This window comes from Nostoc sp. (assembly GCF_036917235.1).
Taxonomy (GTDB): domain Bacteria; phylum Cyanobacteriota; class Cyanobacteriia; order Cyanobacteriales; family Nostocaceae; genus Nostoc.
Map to the genome: position 1 here is coordinate 43227 of NZ_JBALDU010000104.1, position 17644 is coordinate 60870.

Genomic DNA, 17644 nt, shown 5'->3' on the forward strand with positions numbered 1-17644 from the left:
CCTATGGTCAGCATTCCCGGATATCAGGTTAGCAAAGAACTCTACAACGGTTCTCGAACTTTGGTTTATCGTGCTAATCGAGAAACTGACCAAAAATCTGTGGTGATTAAGCTGATGAAAACTGCTTATCCCAGCTTCAGCGAATTGGTACAGTTTCGCAACCAGTTCACCATTGCCAAAAATTTGAATTTACCTGGAATCATCCAAACCTATAGTCTGGAAACGTATCAAAATGGCTATGTGTTAGTGATGGAAGACTTTGGGGGAATTTCTCTCAACGAGTGGCAAGGGAGAGGAGAGAATGGGGGTATGGGAAGAACATCACAAGCTCTCATTGAGTTTTTACAAGTAGCGATCGCACTGTGCAATACATTAGATATTCTAATTCGTTATCGGATCGTTCACAAAGATATTAAACCTGCCAATATTTTAATTCATCCAGAAACTAAAGAAGTTAAGTTAATTGACTTTAGTATTGCATCTTTGTTGCCACGAGAAACTCAAAGCCTCATGAGTCCTAATGTATTAGAAGGGACACTTGGCTATTTGTCTCCAGAGCAAACTGGACGGATGAATCGGGGAATTGATTACCGAACCGATTTTTATTCTTTAGGTGTAACTTTTTATGAGTTGCTATCAGGGGAATTACCGTTTAAATCACACGATCCGATGGAATTGGTACATTGTCATATTGCCAAACTTCCGCCAATTTTAGGGGAGAGCGGACAGATTCCTCAAGTTTTATGTGACATCGTGATGAAACTGATGGCGAAAAATGCTGAAGACCGCTATCAGAGTGCATTCGGGCTGAAATATGATTTAGAAAATTGTTTACATGAGCTAAAGGAGACGGGTAAGATTGTAAGTTTCCCAATTGCTCAACGGGATGTGTGCGATCGCTTTATTATCCCAGAAAAACTCTATGGTCGTGAGCATGAAGTTGAAACTCTGCTCAAAGCCTTTGACCGAGTTACCAACAATCAGACAGAATTAATGCTCGTGGCTGGTTTTTCTGGTATTGGTAAAACTGCTTTAATTAACGAGGTTCACAAACCCATTATCCGACGAAGGGGCTACTTCATCAAAGGCAAATTTGACCAATTTAATCGGAATATTCCCTTCTCTGCTTTTGTGCAAGCGTTTCGAGACTTAATGGGACAATTACTGAGTGAAAGTAATGTCCAATTGTCAACTTGGAAAAATAAAGTTTTACAAGTGCTGGGGGATGAGGGGAAAGTCATTCTTGAGGTAATTCCCGAACTAGAACAAATTATTGGCCAACAACCACCGGCAACGGAACTTTCACCAAGTTCAGCCCAGAATCGCTTCAATTTACTCTTCCAAAAGTTCATTCAGGTATTCACTACAAAAGAACATCCATTAGTAATTTTCCTCGATGATTTGCAGTGGGCTGATTCTGCATCACTCAAATTGATGCAGTTGTTGATGAGCGAGTCAGGAAGTGGCTCTTTACTTTTAATTGGGGCTTATCGAGACAATGAAGTCTCTACCGCACATCCGTTGATGTTGACTTTAACAGATATTCGCAAGGCTAATGCCACAATTCATAGCATTACTTTAGCTCCATTAAGTAAAGCTAGTTTAGCTCAATTGCTGGTTAATACCTTGAGTTGTTCAAATGAAATTGCCCAACCTCTAACGCAACTCGTTTATCAAAAAACTCAAGGAAATCCATTTTTTACCACGCAATTTCTCAAAGCATTATATGAAGATGGGCTAATTAGTTTTAATTTTCCTCAAGGTTACTGGCAATGTGATATTTCTGCTGTCAAGGCACTTGCTTTGACCGATGATGTGGTAGAGTTTGTAGCGCTACAGTTGCAGAAGTTGCCAGCAACAACGCAAAATGTGTTGAAATTAGCCGCGTGTATTGGCAACCAGTTTGATTTGCTAACCTTAGCAATTGTTTCTGAACAATCGGAAACCGAAACGGCAGCGTTTTTATGGAAAGCTTTGCAAGAAGGGTTAGTTTTACCTATTAATGAAGTTTATAAATTTTTTCAAGATAATGGGCATAATTCCGACTCCAACCCCTTGAATTCTAATTTCCAAATCCCTATCTACAAATTTTTACACGATCGGGTGCAGCAAGCGGCTTATTCTCTAATTCCAGATGAAGAAAAACAATTTACTCATCTTAAAATTGGTCAATTACTCTTGCAAAATACCTCTGAATCTCAGCAAGAGGAGCGAATTTTTGAGATTGTCAGTCAGTTGAATTGTGGAATAGTGCTAATCACCCAGCCAAGTGAACGTCAACAATTAGCTCAGTTAAATCTGAATGCTGGTCGAAAAGCAAAAGAAGCTACCGCTTATGGTGCAGCAATTCATTATCTCAAGTCGGGAATGCAATTGTTGCCGATTAATAGTTGGGAAATAGCCTACGAATTGACTCGAAGTTTATACGAAGAAGCTGCCGAAGCTGCTTTTCTCAACAATGAATTTGAGCAGATGGAATCTCTTATTCAGGTTGTCATCGAAGAAACAACCACCTTACTAGATAGAGTGAAAGTTTATGAAGTGCAACTCCAAGCTTATCAAGTGCGGAATCAATCATTCAAAGCGATCGCAACTGGGCGTGAACTTCTGGCTCAACTTGGGGTGACATTACCTGAATTAGTAACACCTCCAGACATTCAGCAATCTGTAGTCAACACCCTCTCGACTTTGGCAGCTAGAAGTATTGAGGGCTTAGTTGATTTGCCATTGATGGACGATACCAAAGCTTTGGTTGCTTTGCGGATTATGGCTAGCATTGCTCCCGCGATCCACCAAACTGCCCCTTATCTGTTCCCAATTATTGCCTGCGAAGAGGTGAATTTATCTCTTAAATACGGCAATGCACCACTTTCTGCACCAGGATATGCAGATTTTGGAATTGTACTTAATATTTGTAACCAACTCGAATCAGGCTACGAATTTGGCCAGCTAGCTTTAATGCTTGTGGATAGACTTCAAGCAAAATCTGTTCAAAGCATGACTCTATTTAAGGTGGGTGCATTGAATCAATTTAATAAACAACATATTCGCACCTCAATTAGGTTATTACAGGAATCCCATACTTTTGGATTAGAGACAGGCGATTTTTTTCATGTGCTGGCATCGATGATTTTTAAGTTATTCTATGTCTATTTAAGTGGCACAGAAGTTTTGGAAATTCTTTTAGCAGATATCAAAGCCTACGAGTCTAATTATGCCCAAAATCAACGCTTATTAAATTGGTCTAATATCGTCTCTCAAACCATTAAAAATCTCACCGAATATAGCGACTATCCAGACTCCCTGATTTGTGAAGATTGTCAAGAAGAACTCTTATCAGCGCTTCTCCAAGAAAAGGATGAATTAACACTCCATATATTTTTCTTAAGTAAGTTAACACTCAGTTATTTATTTGAGAATTTTTCGGCGGCAGTTGAGAGTGGAAATCAGGGAGAGCAATACCTCAATGGTGGCGCAGGAATGTTATCTGTGACTGTTTTCTACTATTACGATTCTTTATCTCGGCTGGCTGTCTATCCAACGGCTGAACCATCTCAACAGGAACAATTACTTTTGAAGGTTGGCGAAAATCAAGAAAAATTGCAGTTTCAAGCCAAATTTGCACCGATGAATTTTCAGCACAAATTTGATTTGGTGGAAGCAGAACGGCATCGGGTTCTGGGCGAAAAAATAGCAGCAATAGAATTGTACGATCGCGCCATAACTCTAGCGAAAGAAAACCAATATATCCAAGAAGAAGCTTTAAGCAATGAGTTAGCTGCCAAGTTTTACCTCGACTGGGGCAAAGAAAAAATCGCCCAAGCTTATATGCAAGAAGCTTATTACTGTTATGCTCGTTGGGGCGCTAAAGCCAAAACTGAGGATTTAGAAAAACGCTATCCTCAACTCCTGGATCCCATCTTACAAGGTCAGCATCATCGCTTACAACTGAGTTCAACTGTCGATGCATCATCATTTCCACATCAAACCATCCACACAAATCTTTCTAGCAGCAGTATTTCGGAAGCCCTTGATTTTGCTACCATCTTTAAAGCCGCACAAGTTCTCTCCAGTGAAATTCAATTAGAGCAATTACTTACTACCCTTTTGCAAGTAGTAATGGAAAATGCTGGGGCACAAAAAGCTGCATTACTTGTACTTCAAGAAGACAACTTGGTGGTTGAAGCTGTAGCCACTATCAATGAAGGAGTGACTCTGGTATCTGTACCATTATCAACCAGCGAAGGCATTCCCGTCACACTGTTAAACTATGTCAAACGCAGCTTAAAAACTGTTGTACTGGATGATGCAACAGCACAAACTGATTTTATCGCCGATCCATATTTCATGCAGCAACAACCTAAGAGTGTGTTGTGTACGCCGATATTAAGTCAGGGAAAAATCATTGGGCTGCTATATTTAGAAAATCCGCTGACAATTGGTGCATTTACTCGCGATCGCACCGAAGTTATCCAACTCCTATGCGCTCAAGCCGCTATCTCTCTAGAAAATGCCCGTCTTTATCAAGAATCTCAAAATTATGCCCAAGAGTTAGAGCGATCGCTTGCTCAACTTTGTGCCAGCGAAGCCCGCTTCCAGAAACTCGCTGATAATATTCCTGGGGCAATTTACCAACTACGTTTAAATGCTGACGGTTCAGCTTCAATGCCATACGTCAGTTCTGGCTGCTACAACCTTTATGAGGTGACAGCAGAGGAAATAATGACAGGAACACAAAGTCTCCGTTCTCTGGAACATCCAGATGATTTTGCCAGCATTCAGCAGGCGATAATCTACTCTGCTGAAAACATCACACCATTTCGACACGAATGGCGAATTATCACATCTTCAGGAACCGTAAAATGGCTTCAAGGTGCATCCCAACCAGAGCGACAAGCTGATGGCTCGATTATATGGGATGGCGTAATCATAGATATTAGCGAACGCAAACTTGCTGAAGTCGCACTAAAAGAGTCTGAAGCTGATTTACGGCACAAATCTCAGGATTTAGAAGAAGCCCTGCAAAATTTCCAACAAGCCCAATTACAAATGGTGCAAAATGAAAAAATGGCAACCTTGGGTAACTTAGTTGCTGGAGTGGCACATGAAATTAATAATCCCATTGGATTTCTCAAAGGCAGTGTTAACAATGCCGAAGAGTATATTCAAGACTTACTCGCCCATATCCAATGCTACCAAGAACATTATCCCAATCCGGCGATCGCAGTTATTGAGCATGGCGAAGAAATTGACCTAGAATTCTTGACTGAAGACTTACCAAAGCTAGTAGGCTCAATGCAGGTGGCTTCAGAACGGATTGAAGACATTAGTACCAGCCTTCGCACCTTCTCCAGAGCCGATACAACCGAAAAAGTTGCTTGTAACCTCCATGAAGGGATTGAGAGTACGCTGTTAATTTTGAAGTATCGCCTCAAAGCTAACGAAAAGCGTCCAGCAATTGAAGTTATCACCGAATACGGAAAATTACCACTGGTCAAGTGCTTTTTAGGACAGCTAAATCAAGTCTTTATGAACATCCTTGCTAACGCAATTGATGCCTTAGATACTTCCTGCGAAGGGCTTTCTTTTGCCCAAGCGCAAGACAATCATCACCAAATACTGATTCAGACCGAAGTATCCAGTGAGCAAAACATAGTGACAATTCGGATCAAAGATAACGGTCAGGGGATGTCAGAGGAGGTTAGATCGCGGATATTTGACCACCTATTTACAACAAAAGAAGTTGGGAAAGGAACAGGATTAGGATTAGCGATCGCTCGTCAAATTGTCGAGGAAACTCATAATGGGCGGTTGAGTTGCAATTCTGTGCTTGGTGAAGGAACAGAATTTGTCATTGAAATTCCAGTATTGTGAACTAATTTGCGATTTTCCTCTCAACGCATAACGCGTCTAATTTTTCGGTAGTGCAGAGAACAGCGATCGCATAATTCTTCAAATCTGTATAATTTGATTCTAAATTAGGTATCGTTCAGAGTTAAGATGACACAATTGCGTCAAATTGTGGTTAAAGCTACAAAAATTGTTAAAACAACTAACTAATACTGTATTTCCAGCCTCAGTCTTCCGACTAGAGAGTGGTTTAACTTTTATTCATCAAGAAATTCCCACCACTCCTGTAGTTGTGGCAGATGTTTGGGTGCGTGCTGGAGCCAGCCTAGAGCCAAAACCGTGGTTCGGTATGGCGCACTTTTTAGAACACATGATTTTTAAAGGTACGGCGACACTACCCCCTGGGATGTTCGATTCCAAAGTTGAAAACCGGGGTGGCGTGAGTAATGCAGCAACAAGCTATGATTATGCTCATTATTCACTCACCACAGCTGCTCCTTATTTAAAAGATACTCTGCCCTACTTGGGAGAACTCCTACTCAATGCGGCAATTCCAGAAGATGAATTTAGCCGGGAACGGGATGTGGTACTAGAGGAAATTCGCTCTTGTCAGGACGATTCCGACTGGATAGGATTTCAAGCTCTAATTCAAAGCATCTATCCCCATCACCCTTACGGACGTTCGGTGCTGGGTACTGAGCAAGAACTGATGCAGCAGTCACCAGAAGCAATGCGCTGTTTTCATCACGCCCACTATCAGCCGGAAAACATGACGGTGGTAATTGCCGGAGGTATAGCCCAGAAGCCAGCTTGGGAAATGGTAAATCATTCATTTGCTGATTTTGCCGAACGCTCAAATTGTCCGCAGTTTGAGAAAGTGGCAAAGCCAGTAATAACAGGAATTCACCGTCAAGAACTGTGTTTACCACGCATAGAGCAAGCGCGATTATTGATGGCGTGGCTTGTACCAGGAGTAGAAGATATACGTACTGGCTATGGTTTAGATTTGTTGTCGGTATTATTAGCAGAAGGGCGGACTTCGCGTTTAGTGCGTGATTTGCGAGAAGATTTGCAATTGGTACAGGGAATTTGCAGTAGTTTTTCTCTACAACGAGAATCAAGTTTATTTACAATTACTGCCTGGTTGGAACCAGAAAATCTGGAGGAAGTTGAATCTTTAATTTGCGCTCATTTGGATGATTTGCAGACTAAAGGAATTAGCGAACAAGAACTTGCTCGCACACGCAGGTTGCTATGTAACGAGTATGCATTTTCCACCGAAACGCCAAATCAACTTACAGGGCTTTATGGATATTACAATACCATCGCCCAAGCTGAATTAGCTGTGACATATCCCCAGCAAATTCAGTCATTTGATGCCAAAGAACTGCAAAAATTAGCTAAACAGTATCTCTCGCCGGAGAATTACGCGGTTACTGTACTTAAACCGTGTTAATCATTCATTAGTTATGGGGCATGGGGCATGGGGAATTAGTTTTTGATAAATGACAAATGACAAATGACAAATGACAAAGGACAAATAATAAATGACAACCTTGCTGCAAAAATCGCCTATGCATCGTACCGTATTGAACAATGGCATTGTTGTGCTGGTGGCAGAAAATCCGGCTGCGGACATTATTGCAGCGCGAATCTTTGTGCGTGCTGGTAGTTGTAACGAAAACCGGGAACAAGCAGGGTTGGCACATTTGCTCTCAGCAGTGATGACAAAGGGATGCGATGGACTTTCTAGCTTGGAAATTGCAGAAAAAGTCGAGTCTGTAGGGGCGAGTTTGAGTGCCGATGCTGGCACTGATTATTTTTTGCTATCTTTCAAGACGGTAACATCCGATTTTGCGGAAATTTTAACATTGGCAGGGCGGATTTTGCGATCGCCTACTTTTCCCGAAACTCAAGTGGAACTAGAACGGCGTTTAGCACTCCAAGATATTCGTTCGCAAAAAGAGCAACCGTTCAATGTCGCCTTTGAACAAATGCGGCAGGTAATGTACCAAAATCATCCCTACTCTATGTCAGTACTGGGAGATGAATCCACCATGAGTAGCTTAACTCGTGCAGATTTAGTGGAGTATCATCAAACTTATTTCCGCCCAGATAATGTAGTAATTAGCATTGCTGGTAGAGTCACACCCACAGATGCAGCAGCGTTGGTGGAAGAAGTTTTTGCTGATTGGCAACCTACAACTCAAGCACTGCCAATACTAAATTTACCTGAAATTAAGGTGGAACCACAGGTAAGACTAAAGCCAATACAGACACAACAATCAATCGTGATGCTCGGTTATTTGGGAACAGCGGTGAGTTCTGTTGACTACGCCCCACTGAAATTGCTGTGTACCTACTTAGGAAATGGGCTTTCTAGCCGTTTGTTTGTGGAATTACGGGAAAAACGCGGTTTAGCTTACGAAGTATCCGCCTTTTACTCCACAAGGCTATTTCCAGCCTCATTTGTAGTTTACATGGGTACAGCGCCAGAGAATACCAGCATCGCCCTAGAGGGACTACGTACAGAAGTAGATTTATTGTCTACCGATGAAATATCTGAAAGTGCCCTGCAAGCTGCGAAAAATAAGATTCTGGGGCAATATGCCTTGGGTAAACAAACAAACGGGCAAATTGCTCAAATATACGGCTGGTATGAAATTTTGGGCTTAGGAATTGATTTTGACACCAAGTTCCAAGAATTGATTACGGCGGTGAGTGCCCAGGATGCGATCGCTGCCGCAAGTAAGTATTTGAAATCACCTTACTTGTCTTTAGTTGGTCAAGAAGAAGCAATTAATCGAGCGATCGCGTAACTGAGAATGTGCCGCAGCTACGCCCGTCGGAGATATTGTAAAATACAGCAGCTGTTTTTTAGACCAAGCGGCTGTACCATTAGCATGAGAATATTCTGGGAGTAAATTCCATGCAACGCAGCCTGACAGCAAGTATTTTGAGTTACTTAAAATTACTATATCCAACTGTAAATCGCTGTAAAATGGAAAAACGGCAAAAGGGTTGGCGGCCAAAGAGGTCTAAATCTTTATCAGCCATTGAAATACTCTTGTTTTCCGCTACGCCTCTGCTCATTGCCTCAACGACTCTAGTATCAATAGCAGCGCCACAAAAAATTGCCCAAGTTAATCCTCAAGATAGTATTAACCGCCCTAGCCTGAAAGTTGGTAGCCAAGGCGAACGTGTATCTGAACTTCAGGCAGCTTTGAAACTTTTGGGTTTTTATTCTGGTGCAGTAGATGGTATTTATAGTGAGAATACAGCTAGTGCTGTTTCCCGGTTTAAACAAGCAGCTGGCTTGAATCCAGATGGCGTTGTTGATGCCAGCACTTGGCAACGACTTTTTCCTAATCAACCAGTAGCAGCATCAACCGTCCCTTCATCTCAGCCAAGATTTAACTCAGCTACAAATTTTCCTGTTCCAACTCAGGCTAGTAATCTCACTAACGTTGCAAATCCCAACCCCAACCCTCCGAGACAAGCTGTAACACAAGTTCCGACTAGACCAAAACCAAAACCTACTACCCCAAAAAAAGCTGTAACCCAGGTTACGAACAACCCTGAGCCAAGACCTGCTACTCCCAGAAAAACTACAACTTCTAGCACAAAGAAACCGCCTAAGCGTACTACATCAACTACTAGAACTCAGTCAAACACAACTACAAAACGAACTCCTGGTATTCAATACACCTCAGAAGGATTGCCAATTTTGCGTATAGGATTACGTGGTTCTGAAGTTGTTAAGTTGCAACAACAACTGAAAAAGCTTGGTTTCTTGAAAGGTGATGCCGATGGAGACTTTGGGGAGACAACCGAAACAGCGGTGAAAGCTGCACAAAAGCGCTATGGTTTAGAACCTGACGGCGTAGCTGGTGGCTCTACCTGGGAGGTTCTTTTGCGGCGTTAGGCATAGTATGAGCATAGCCAGCGTCTCTTTTGCGTGTAAGCAAAAGTGCAAAGAAAATGCTCCGAAGTTCTCAGAACTTATTTCTTTTTTGGAAATCCCCAAGTTACAGAGGTTTTTCAACTTCAATAAACCTCTGTAGGGGTTTTGCGCTTTAGAGCATTTTTGATGAATTTAGCTAAATCACTGTAAGTTCCCCACTTAAACTGTACTCAGGTCAGTATCGGTAGTTCACTGCGGTACATCCTGCAATACGATAAAGATATACCGATTAGAAGTATCTCTCTTGCCAGTACTGAAAAATTACATTGATTTTAGGCTGATAAAAGATGATGGCAACTTTAGGAGTCAAGCACAACAACACTCGATAGTGTTACAAATCACAACTGGCAATAGTGAAATTAATTAAACTTACTGCTAATTCCTCTAAAAAAACTTATGCAACACTTTTTATTAACTTGGCTCGGTACTGCGGTGGCGTTATTCATTACAGCTAATATCGTTCCGGGATTCTTTATCAAGAATTTTGTGACTGCCTTAATCGCTGCCTTTGTAATTGGTCTAGTTAATGCATTTATTAGACCAATTTTACAGATTTTGACGTTTCCAATTACCTTGCTCACCTTTGGTTTATTTACATTGGTGATTAACGCCTTAGCCCTTTGGCTGGCAAGTGTCCTAACTCCTGGTTCTGGTTTTGAGATTCAGGGCTTTTTACCTGCTTTGTTAGGTTCAATTGTACTAGCAATTGTTTCTAGCATCATTAACTATTTTTTGAGAGTTGTTGACTAGAAAATTAAGGAACTTTTGTAATACTAATAATATTTAAAGCTTGGGCAACAGCAAGAGTTACCGCTCCTGCTTGCCCTTGTATTTGGAAAATTTGTTTAGGAACTAAAAACTTTATTGGCAATTCCTCTATGTTTGTAAAGGGGAAAACAGTCAAAGATGTGAGTTGAGAGGCTGCAAGAATAGCAGCTGCCTCTGCTACGCTAGGTGTACCTACTCGATCGTTGCTAATTGTCGCAGGGTTGGGGACACAGACAGAACTAAGGATTTCCGCAGAAAAGGTTTTTAGGGGCAGATTGCGGAGGCGACAAAGTTTGACTAAGCCAACTTCCGAGGCTTTATTGTCAATGGTAGCAATCCCTGCGATCGCACTTTGAGTAAGTTTATTTTCTCGAAATACTTGCTCAATTGCCCAATCAATCAACTCCCATGATGTTCCCCGTTTACAACCGATTCCTACCCATAAAACCTGTTGCACTTGGTGTATTTCCTTACTCAATTCGTCAGAGTTTGGTTTACTCCAACAGCCAACCAAATAAATCTCCCACCGTTAGCCTCAACTCACTTGCAAAATCTGGCACAGGAAGTAAAGCTTCTAGTTCATCCAACATGACTGGCTGTTGATTGCGGATGTATACAAATACCGTTTGTTCTTCTGGATCGATCAGCCAACCCATTTGTGTTTCATAATTCAGGCAATGGAGAATATTTTTTGTAACTTTCGTTTGTCTTTGGTCAGGCGATAGAATCTCAATAGTCCAATCAGGAGATGCTTGGAAGACGTTGGCAACTTCACCATTTTCATCACGGGGAATTCTTTGCCAAGTAAAAACAGAAACATCTGGCACTATTGACCTTCCACCAAAAGTACACCGCAGTTCTGGAAAAACACGAGCAATTCGCTTGGGCTTCACTATTGAGCTGATAGTGCTAATCATTTCACCTCGAATTGTACTGTGCTTTCCCTGTGGCATAGGTTTTTGAATAATTTCACCATCGATGTATTCACTAGCGGGCTTCGTTTCTGGTAGCTTCAGAAACTCTGCCAAAGTTATGCTTTTTGATGGTGTTCGTACCATTTGCGATCGCCTCCAAATCCAGCAAGTCTAATTAAAAAACCGCAAAGGACACAAAGAAAAAATCACCTTAACTCTTACTCTGCGTACCTTAGCGTACCTTTGCGTTAAAAAAATATTACATCCTCTCCAATACCTGAATTCCCAACAAGGATAATCCCAACTTCAGAGTTCTAGCAGTCAAATCACATAAAACTAAACGGGATGTGCGCTGCGGTTCCTCCGCCTCTAACACCTGAACTCCCTGATTGCGATCGTAAAACTGATTAAACTTTTTACTCAGTTCAAACAAATACTCACATAAACGATTGGGCAGCAAGTCTTGCTCTACACTACTAATAACTTCATCCAGTTGAAGTAAATATTTTGCCAGTGCTAATTCTGTTTCATGCTCTAACAAAACAGCATTATTTCCCAACTCTTTAAAGTTAATATCACCCTTGCGGCTAATCCCTTGAATCCGGGCATAAGCGTACAACATATAGGGCGCAGTATTACCTTTAAAATCCAGCATTTTGTCGTAGCTGAAGATGTAGTTACTGGTGCGATTTTGGCTTAAGTCTGCATACTTAACTGCGCTGATTCCAACTACTCTAGCAACTTCATTAGTGAATTCTTCACTTTCTTGGCGTTCTTCTTCTTGTAATCTAGTTTTTAGGTCAGCATGGGCACGAGAAACAGCTTCATCTAATAAATCCCGTAACCGTACAGTATCACCAGAACGAGTTTTGAATTTCTTACCATCTTCTCCTAACACCAGCCCAAAGGGAACATGGACTAATTCCACATCATCAGGAATCCATCCGGCTTTGCGTGCTACCTGAAAAAATTGGGCAAAGTGGTTTCCTTGTCCAGCATCTGTTACATAAATTATCCGCTTTGCTTTATCTTGCTGAATCCTGTAGCGGAGAGATGCTAAATCTGTTGTGGCGTAGTTATAGCCACCATCTGACTTCTGCACAATTAAGGGTAAAGGTTCACCTTCTCTATTTGTAAACCCTTCCAGAAAAACGCATTTTGCCCCTTGATTTTCTACGAGTAATCCAGATTTATCTAAATCTTCTACAACCCCAGATAGTAAAGGGTTATAGAAAGATTCCCCGCGTTCAATTAATTTTATATCAAGCAACTCATAAATTATTTGAAACTCCCGCCGCGACTGTTCGCACAACAGTTTCCAAGCATGGAGTGTATCTTCTGCACCTGCTTGTAATCTGACGACTTCTTGGCGTGCTGTTTCTTGAAAAGCTTCATCGGCATCAAACCGCAATTTGGCTTTGCGATAAAAAGAGACTAAATCACCAATATCTAAAGCATTAGCGGTGGTAAGCGCGTCTGGGTAAACTTCCCGCAGATAGGCGATTAACATTCCAAACTGCGTACCCCAATCGCCTACATGATTTAATCGCAGTACATCATGTCCTTGAAATTCTAAAATCCGGGCGATGGAATCACCGATAATTGTAGAACGCAAGTGTCCGACGTGCATTTCTTTAGCAATATTCGGACTGGAAAAATCCACAATTTCCCGCTTCGGCGTTTTCACGGCTGGAACTCCCAGTCTGGGATCGGCTTGAATTGCGTTTAGTTGTGCTTCTAAGTATGCTGTTTTCAGTTTCAGATTGATAAATCCTGGCCCAGCGATTTCCGGCGGTTCACAGATTTCGGATACATCTAGTTTCTCAACGATCGCACCTGCGATGGCTCTTGGTTGCTTTCCTAACTTTTTACTCAGGGATAAAGCCACATTCGCCTGGTAATCGCCAAATTTAGGATTGCTAGCAGGAACCAGAATTGGATCTACTCCAGCAAAGTCACCACCAAAAGCAGCGATTAAAGCCTGCTCAACCTGAGCTTTTAGTTTTTCTTGTGTAGCGTTCATATATAGATTTTATCTGTGAAAGGGGGAATGTAGCTCTGGAAAAGCTTGATTATTTTAACCTTAAAAGATATTCATCAAGTCTAAGCAAAGACTGTCATTTTAAGGCACAACCCCCTTAAATTGTCTCCCATCCTCGGCATAACTTCTAGATTCTGACGATACCGAAGTCGTTTTTGACAGACTACTACTAGTTAATCAAGCCAACGAAAGCATAGTACTTAGTAAGCACTTTAGCGCTTAAAACAAAGACTAAACTTATTTACCCAGGTTTCATTGCTTTGATAGATTACTACGTTTCTCAACGTAAGTACGGAGATAAACTCTATTTGTATAGCAGCGTATTAACTTAGCCAAGGCTAAGTTGATACGGATGACGGCACACTATTACTTATCTACCTCATTTAAATGAAAATCCCTATAGATTAAGCTTTTAGCTTTTCACTATATAAATTGCACATCTGATTTTCATGAAAAGTATAAATTCTTTATTAAATTTTAATCAATATATAAGTTTAATTGCTAAGTGCTAATAACAGTATAATACCCGCTCATAAATGCTCTTTTTTAGGTAAAAGCACTTTAGATAAAGAGCTATTTGAATATCCTATCAAAAGTAAATAAACAGATTGACGTTGCAGAAGTATAGCTGTTAGAAATAAGAGACAAATCAAGACAGATAGCTGCTAAAAAAAGCATTATCTAAATTGTTTTCCCTACTTAATGGCTCTTAATATGAAACCTAATTTATTCACTGCCTTGATTGCCGCTACAGCTACCTTGACCGGATTAGTTTCCAAAGTAGAAACTGCATCTGCTGCTGATTTTAATTGGAATAGCTCTTGGACTCAATCAACTGTATATAATAAGTCTCAAACTGGTTTTAACGACAGTCCTTTCCAACAATTTGTCCAAGCAGAAAGTGTTGCCCTTCCAAACAGCGGACAATTTAAATTAGACCCCAATAAATTAAACCTAAAATACGACCACGATGTTTCTGTTTATTTTATAAATGAGGGTGCAGGTTATAGAAATCAGTTAGCTTTTGAAGCTACAGGAACTACTAATAAGTCTGGGCTGCTTTTTAATGATATTTCCTGTCAAGGAAATGGATGTGTTAGTGGTGACTGGGGTGGTAACGCATTAAAACTAGGTGATGGGGTCAAAGTTGGTAATGTTACCGCAGGTACTCAACTAGATTTATGGTTGAGAGCTGATGGTTTGAACCGTGGTACCTCTGCCAATATCTTTGGTACTGACACTGCCTCTAACGCTGACGGACTACAGCACGCAGTTGCTTATGCTTACAACAACTACATCCTCCTGGCATTTGAGGATTTATACGGAGGTTTATACGCTTCAGGGGTAGATTCTGCAACTGGTAAGTGGAACGAAGGTTCCGATCGCGATTTTAATGATGTTGTCGTCGTTCTTGATGTCGGCGAGGCAAATGTTAAAGCGTTAATTGGCGCTACGGTTCCTGAACCATCTGTTACTCTATCAATGTTTGCGGTGGGAGCAGTTAGTATGTTTGGATTGCGCCGCCGCCGTCAAAGCCGCACTTCTCACTAAACTTTATTTAGTTTCATTGGAAAATAACAAGCGATCGCTCGCATTTTCACCCGTATAAATAATGTACGGGTGATTTTACGTTTGTAGTGGCATTTATATTTTATCTATTGCGATCGCGTTCTAAATCATCAATCACTTTTTGCAAATACCACTCGTCTGACATCCCAGGATGATAATCTTTGTTTTGCTGAATCAATCGTTCGGCAATTTCCCAGTATCCCCCAACCATTCGTAAAAGTCGCTGACGTAGCAGGTGATATTTTTGCTTTTTTGACTCTGGACTAAATTTCTGGATTTTTTCTAGGCTACTTAAGACTTGTTGATAATTTTCCCAGTCTTCTTGTTCGCAAAAGATACTCCCCGCCCGTTGATAATCTTCCACGGCGTTTTGTATTTCTTCTAAGCAAGTATAGGCAATGCCGCGATTGTAATAAGCTTGAGCATCATCAGAATTGATTTGCAGCGCTTGGGTGTAATCTTGAATTGCACCGAGATAATTGCCCGTTGCCCGATAGACATTACCTCTGGCAATATAAACTAAGACATCTTCGGGTTGCATCTGGACTGCTTGGTTAAGATCCGCGATCGCACCTTGATGATCTCCCAAAACAGAACGGGCTTTACCTCGGTTGCGATAGACAATGGCATCTTGAAAATTTAGTCGTAATGCTTGATTAAAATCTGCGATCGCTTCTCGATAATTCCCCATTTTACAACGCACAACTCCACGACAGCAGTAAGCTTGGGCATCTTGCGGATCGGCTTTTAATACCCAGTTTAAATCGGCGAGTGCCTCTTGGGTATCTCCCTTTTCAGCCTTTTCTAATAATTGCGTGAAATAATCATTGGTGGATAAAATTGACGCATTGCTGGAACGCGATTCCTGAAGGACAGGTTTCTCTGGTGGTTGTAGCTGTTTAATTCGTTCCAAAGACAAACGACAATTCTCTTTATCCTGTTGCTCTAGATATAACCCAGCAGCTTTTTTAAAGTTAGCGATCGCATCTTGAATATAACCCTGTTTGCGCCGCACCATTCCCCGCAGATTATAAGCAGCAGCATAATTGAGATTGAGACGAATCGCACGTTCAACATCATCTAGCGCTCCCGATAAGTTTTTCAGCGCTACCCTAGCCAATCCCCGACAATAATATGCCTCTACGCTCTCAGGATTCAGCTTCAGAGCTTCGGTATAATCTGAAACAGCTTTCAATATTGCACCTGAGTCATAATGTGCCAAACCCCGTTGTAAATAAGCTTCGCTAAAGTAAGGTGTCAGTTGTAAAGTATGGTTAAATTCTTCAATTGCTCCCGCGTAGTCTTTTCGCCTAGCCTTTTCCAATCCTCTATTGTAGAATTCGTCATTCATAGCATTTGTTTGGTTGATTCAGTTAATTGAATTCCAGCAGACTTTTTTGGTAGCCTAACCTATGCACTCATCTTCATATTTTAAGTATATTTCATCCTTTTTGTGAAATAAAACTAACATATTAATTTCCAATAAAAAATTGGGGAAATGACTAGATTCAATTCCCCATATCTTGTAGATTGAAAAATATTTACAGTTGACTAAAATCCAGAAATTAGGAGTCAGAATAAGTTAAGAATCAGCAGAAAATTTGTGGAATCAATATACTAATAATACTGAATTTTTTATGCTTTCTGGGTGCTGATTTTTTCACTAAAATTATTCTGAAAGCAAGCTGGGAGAAGTCAGAACAAAAACATCCCAATTTCCTTGAGCCTCAGTTTGTGGTTTTATAGGATTGGCATAGTGAAAAAACTCATGGTCATTAACCAATAGGAGTTCTCCCGGATTTAGAATTTTGCTAAATACAGGCTTTTCTTTTTTGGGAGTATACAGATGTGTTTCTCCACCTTGAATATTCTCTCTATCTACTGAGAATATGCCAATAAAATCAGTGCCATCTTGATGGATACCTTCAGGTGCTGGATTACCAAAATTTTCTGGAGAACAACTAATTCTAATTTGATGAACTCCGATTTCAGCTTCAGGATGAAGTTTACAAGAATCACTAAATGCCAAAACAAGATTTTTGAAAATATCAAGTTCTATGAGTGCATCATCTAATTCTGCAAACTCTCTTTTGATGTCACCCGCTAATCGATTATACTCTTTACTTTGAAAGAAGACGCCATGAGGTAATTTGATTAACTTATTTCCAGAGACTGTGAACCGAGATAATCTTCTAGAACGATAATTGTTTTTGATATAAGGGTCAAGAGGCATATTATTAAAAAATGCCTTAAAACCTTCTAGACTGATGGAATTTACCTTTTTAAGAGTAAATAGAAAAGCATATTCTAATTCCGTTGCTGTCCACATTTTTTGCATAGGATTTACCTCCTTGCACGTTGAAATTCCCCCAGATTCTTATGGGAGACTTGTAATACTTAGTATATGCTACTTTTTATTACTATGTTGTCAATTTGACTACAAAAATTGACAATCCATGATATGTAAAGATGCTCGAATTCTGTCACAGGGCAGAGTAGCTGCTGAAAAGATTTGCAGATATGGGTTCGGTGGGTAAG

At 40.7% G+C, this 17644-nt stretch carries 11 protein-coding genes; 6 read left to right on the forward strand and 5 right to left on the reverse strand.

Annotation, left to right across the window (positions count from 1 at the left end; all coding sequences use genetic code 11):
* The first annotated feature begins 3 nt into the window (after positions 1 to 3).
* The 5 genes from V7K44_RS29840 (at position 4) to V7K44_RS29860 (ending at position 10564) form a co-directional block, all read left to right on the forward strand.
* Complete coding sequence (locus V7K44_RS29840) at positions 4 to 5874, forward strand: AAA family ATPase (protein WP_334937186.1); 5871 nt, start codon at positions 4 to 6, stop codon at positions 5872 to 5874.
* A gap of 166 nt (positions 5875 to 6040) precedes the next feature.
* Positions 6041 to 7306 (forward strand): M16 family metallopeptidase, encoded by a 1266-nt coding sequence (locus V7K44_RS29845; protein WP_334937188.1) that lies wholly within the window; start codon positions 6041 to 6043, stop codon positions 7304 to 7306.
* Positions 7307 to 7397: 91 nt separating this feature from the next.
* Positions 7398 to 8669, forward strand: a complete 1272-nt coding sequence (locus V7K44_RS29850; RefSeq protein ID WP_334937190.1) for a M16 family metallopeptidase — start codon at positions 7398 to 7400, stop codon at positions 8667 to 8669.
* A gap of 110 nt (positions 8670 to 8779) precedes the next feature.
* A complete protein-coding gene (locus V7K44_RS29855) occupies positions 8780 to 9775 on the forward strand; it encodes a peptidoglycan-binding domain-containing protein (protein WP_334937192.1) in 996 nt (331 codons plus the stop codon).
* Positions 9776 to 10210: 435 nt separating this feature from the next.
* Complete coding sequence (locus tag V7K44_RS29860; protein ID WP_094347683.1) at positions 10211 to 10564, forward strand: phage holin family protein; 354 nt, start codon at positions 10211 to 10213, stop codon at positions 10562 to 10564.
* A 4-nt stretch (positions 10565 to 10568) separates the two neighbouring features.
* Here V7K44_RS29860 and V7K44_RS29865 read toward each other — a convergent pair whose 3' ends face one another.
* From V7K44_RS29865 to argS, 3 genes are all read right to left on the reverse strand, one after another.
* On the reverse strand, positions 10569 to 11039 hold the full coding sequence (locus V7K44_RS29865) for a cobalamin biosynthesis protein (RefSeq protein WP_334937193.1): 471 nt from the start codon (positions 11037 to 11039) through the stop codon (positions 10569 to 10571).
* Between the two features lie 37 nt (positions 11040 to 11076).
* A complete protein-coding gene (locus V7K44_RS29870; RefSeq protein ID WP_334937195.1) occupies positions 11077 to 11640 on the reverse strand; it encodes a Uma2 family endonuclease in 564 nt (187 codons plus the stop codon).
* Positions 11641 to 11755: 115 nt separating this feature from the next.
* Positions 11756 to 13519, reverse strand: coding sequence for an arginine--tRNA ligase (gene argS, locus V7K44_RS29875; RefSeq protein WP_334937197.1), 1764 nt, complete (start codon positions 13517 to 13519; stop codon positions 11756 to 11758).
* Positions 13520 to 14251: 732 nt separating this feature from the next.
* Here argS and V7K44_RS29880 point away from each other — a divergent pair.
* Positions 14252 to 15088 carry a DUF4114 domain-containing protein gene (locus tag V7K44_RS29880; protein WP_334937199.1) on the forward strand — a complete coding sequence of 279 codons (837 nt, stop codon included), beginning with the start codon at positions 14252 to 14254 and terminating at the stop codon, positions 15086 to 15088.
* Between the two features lie 100 nt (positions 15089 to 15188).
* Here the strand turns inward: V7K44_RS29880 and V7K44_RS29885 are convergent, their stop codons facing one another.
* A complete protein-coding gene (locus tag V7K44_RS29885; protein WP_334937201.1) occupies positions 15189 to 16457 on the reverse strand; it encodes a tetratricopeptide repeat protein in 1269 nt (422 codons plus the stop codon).
* A 318-nt stretch (positions 16458 to 16775) separates the two neighbouring features.
* Complete coding sequence (locus V7K44_RS29890) at positions 16776 to 17444, reverse strand: 2OG-Fe dioxygenase family protein (protein ID WP_334937203.1); 669 nt, start codon at positions 17442 to 17444, stop codon at positions 16776 to 16778.
* Positions 17445 to 17644: the final 200 nt, after the last annotated feature.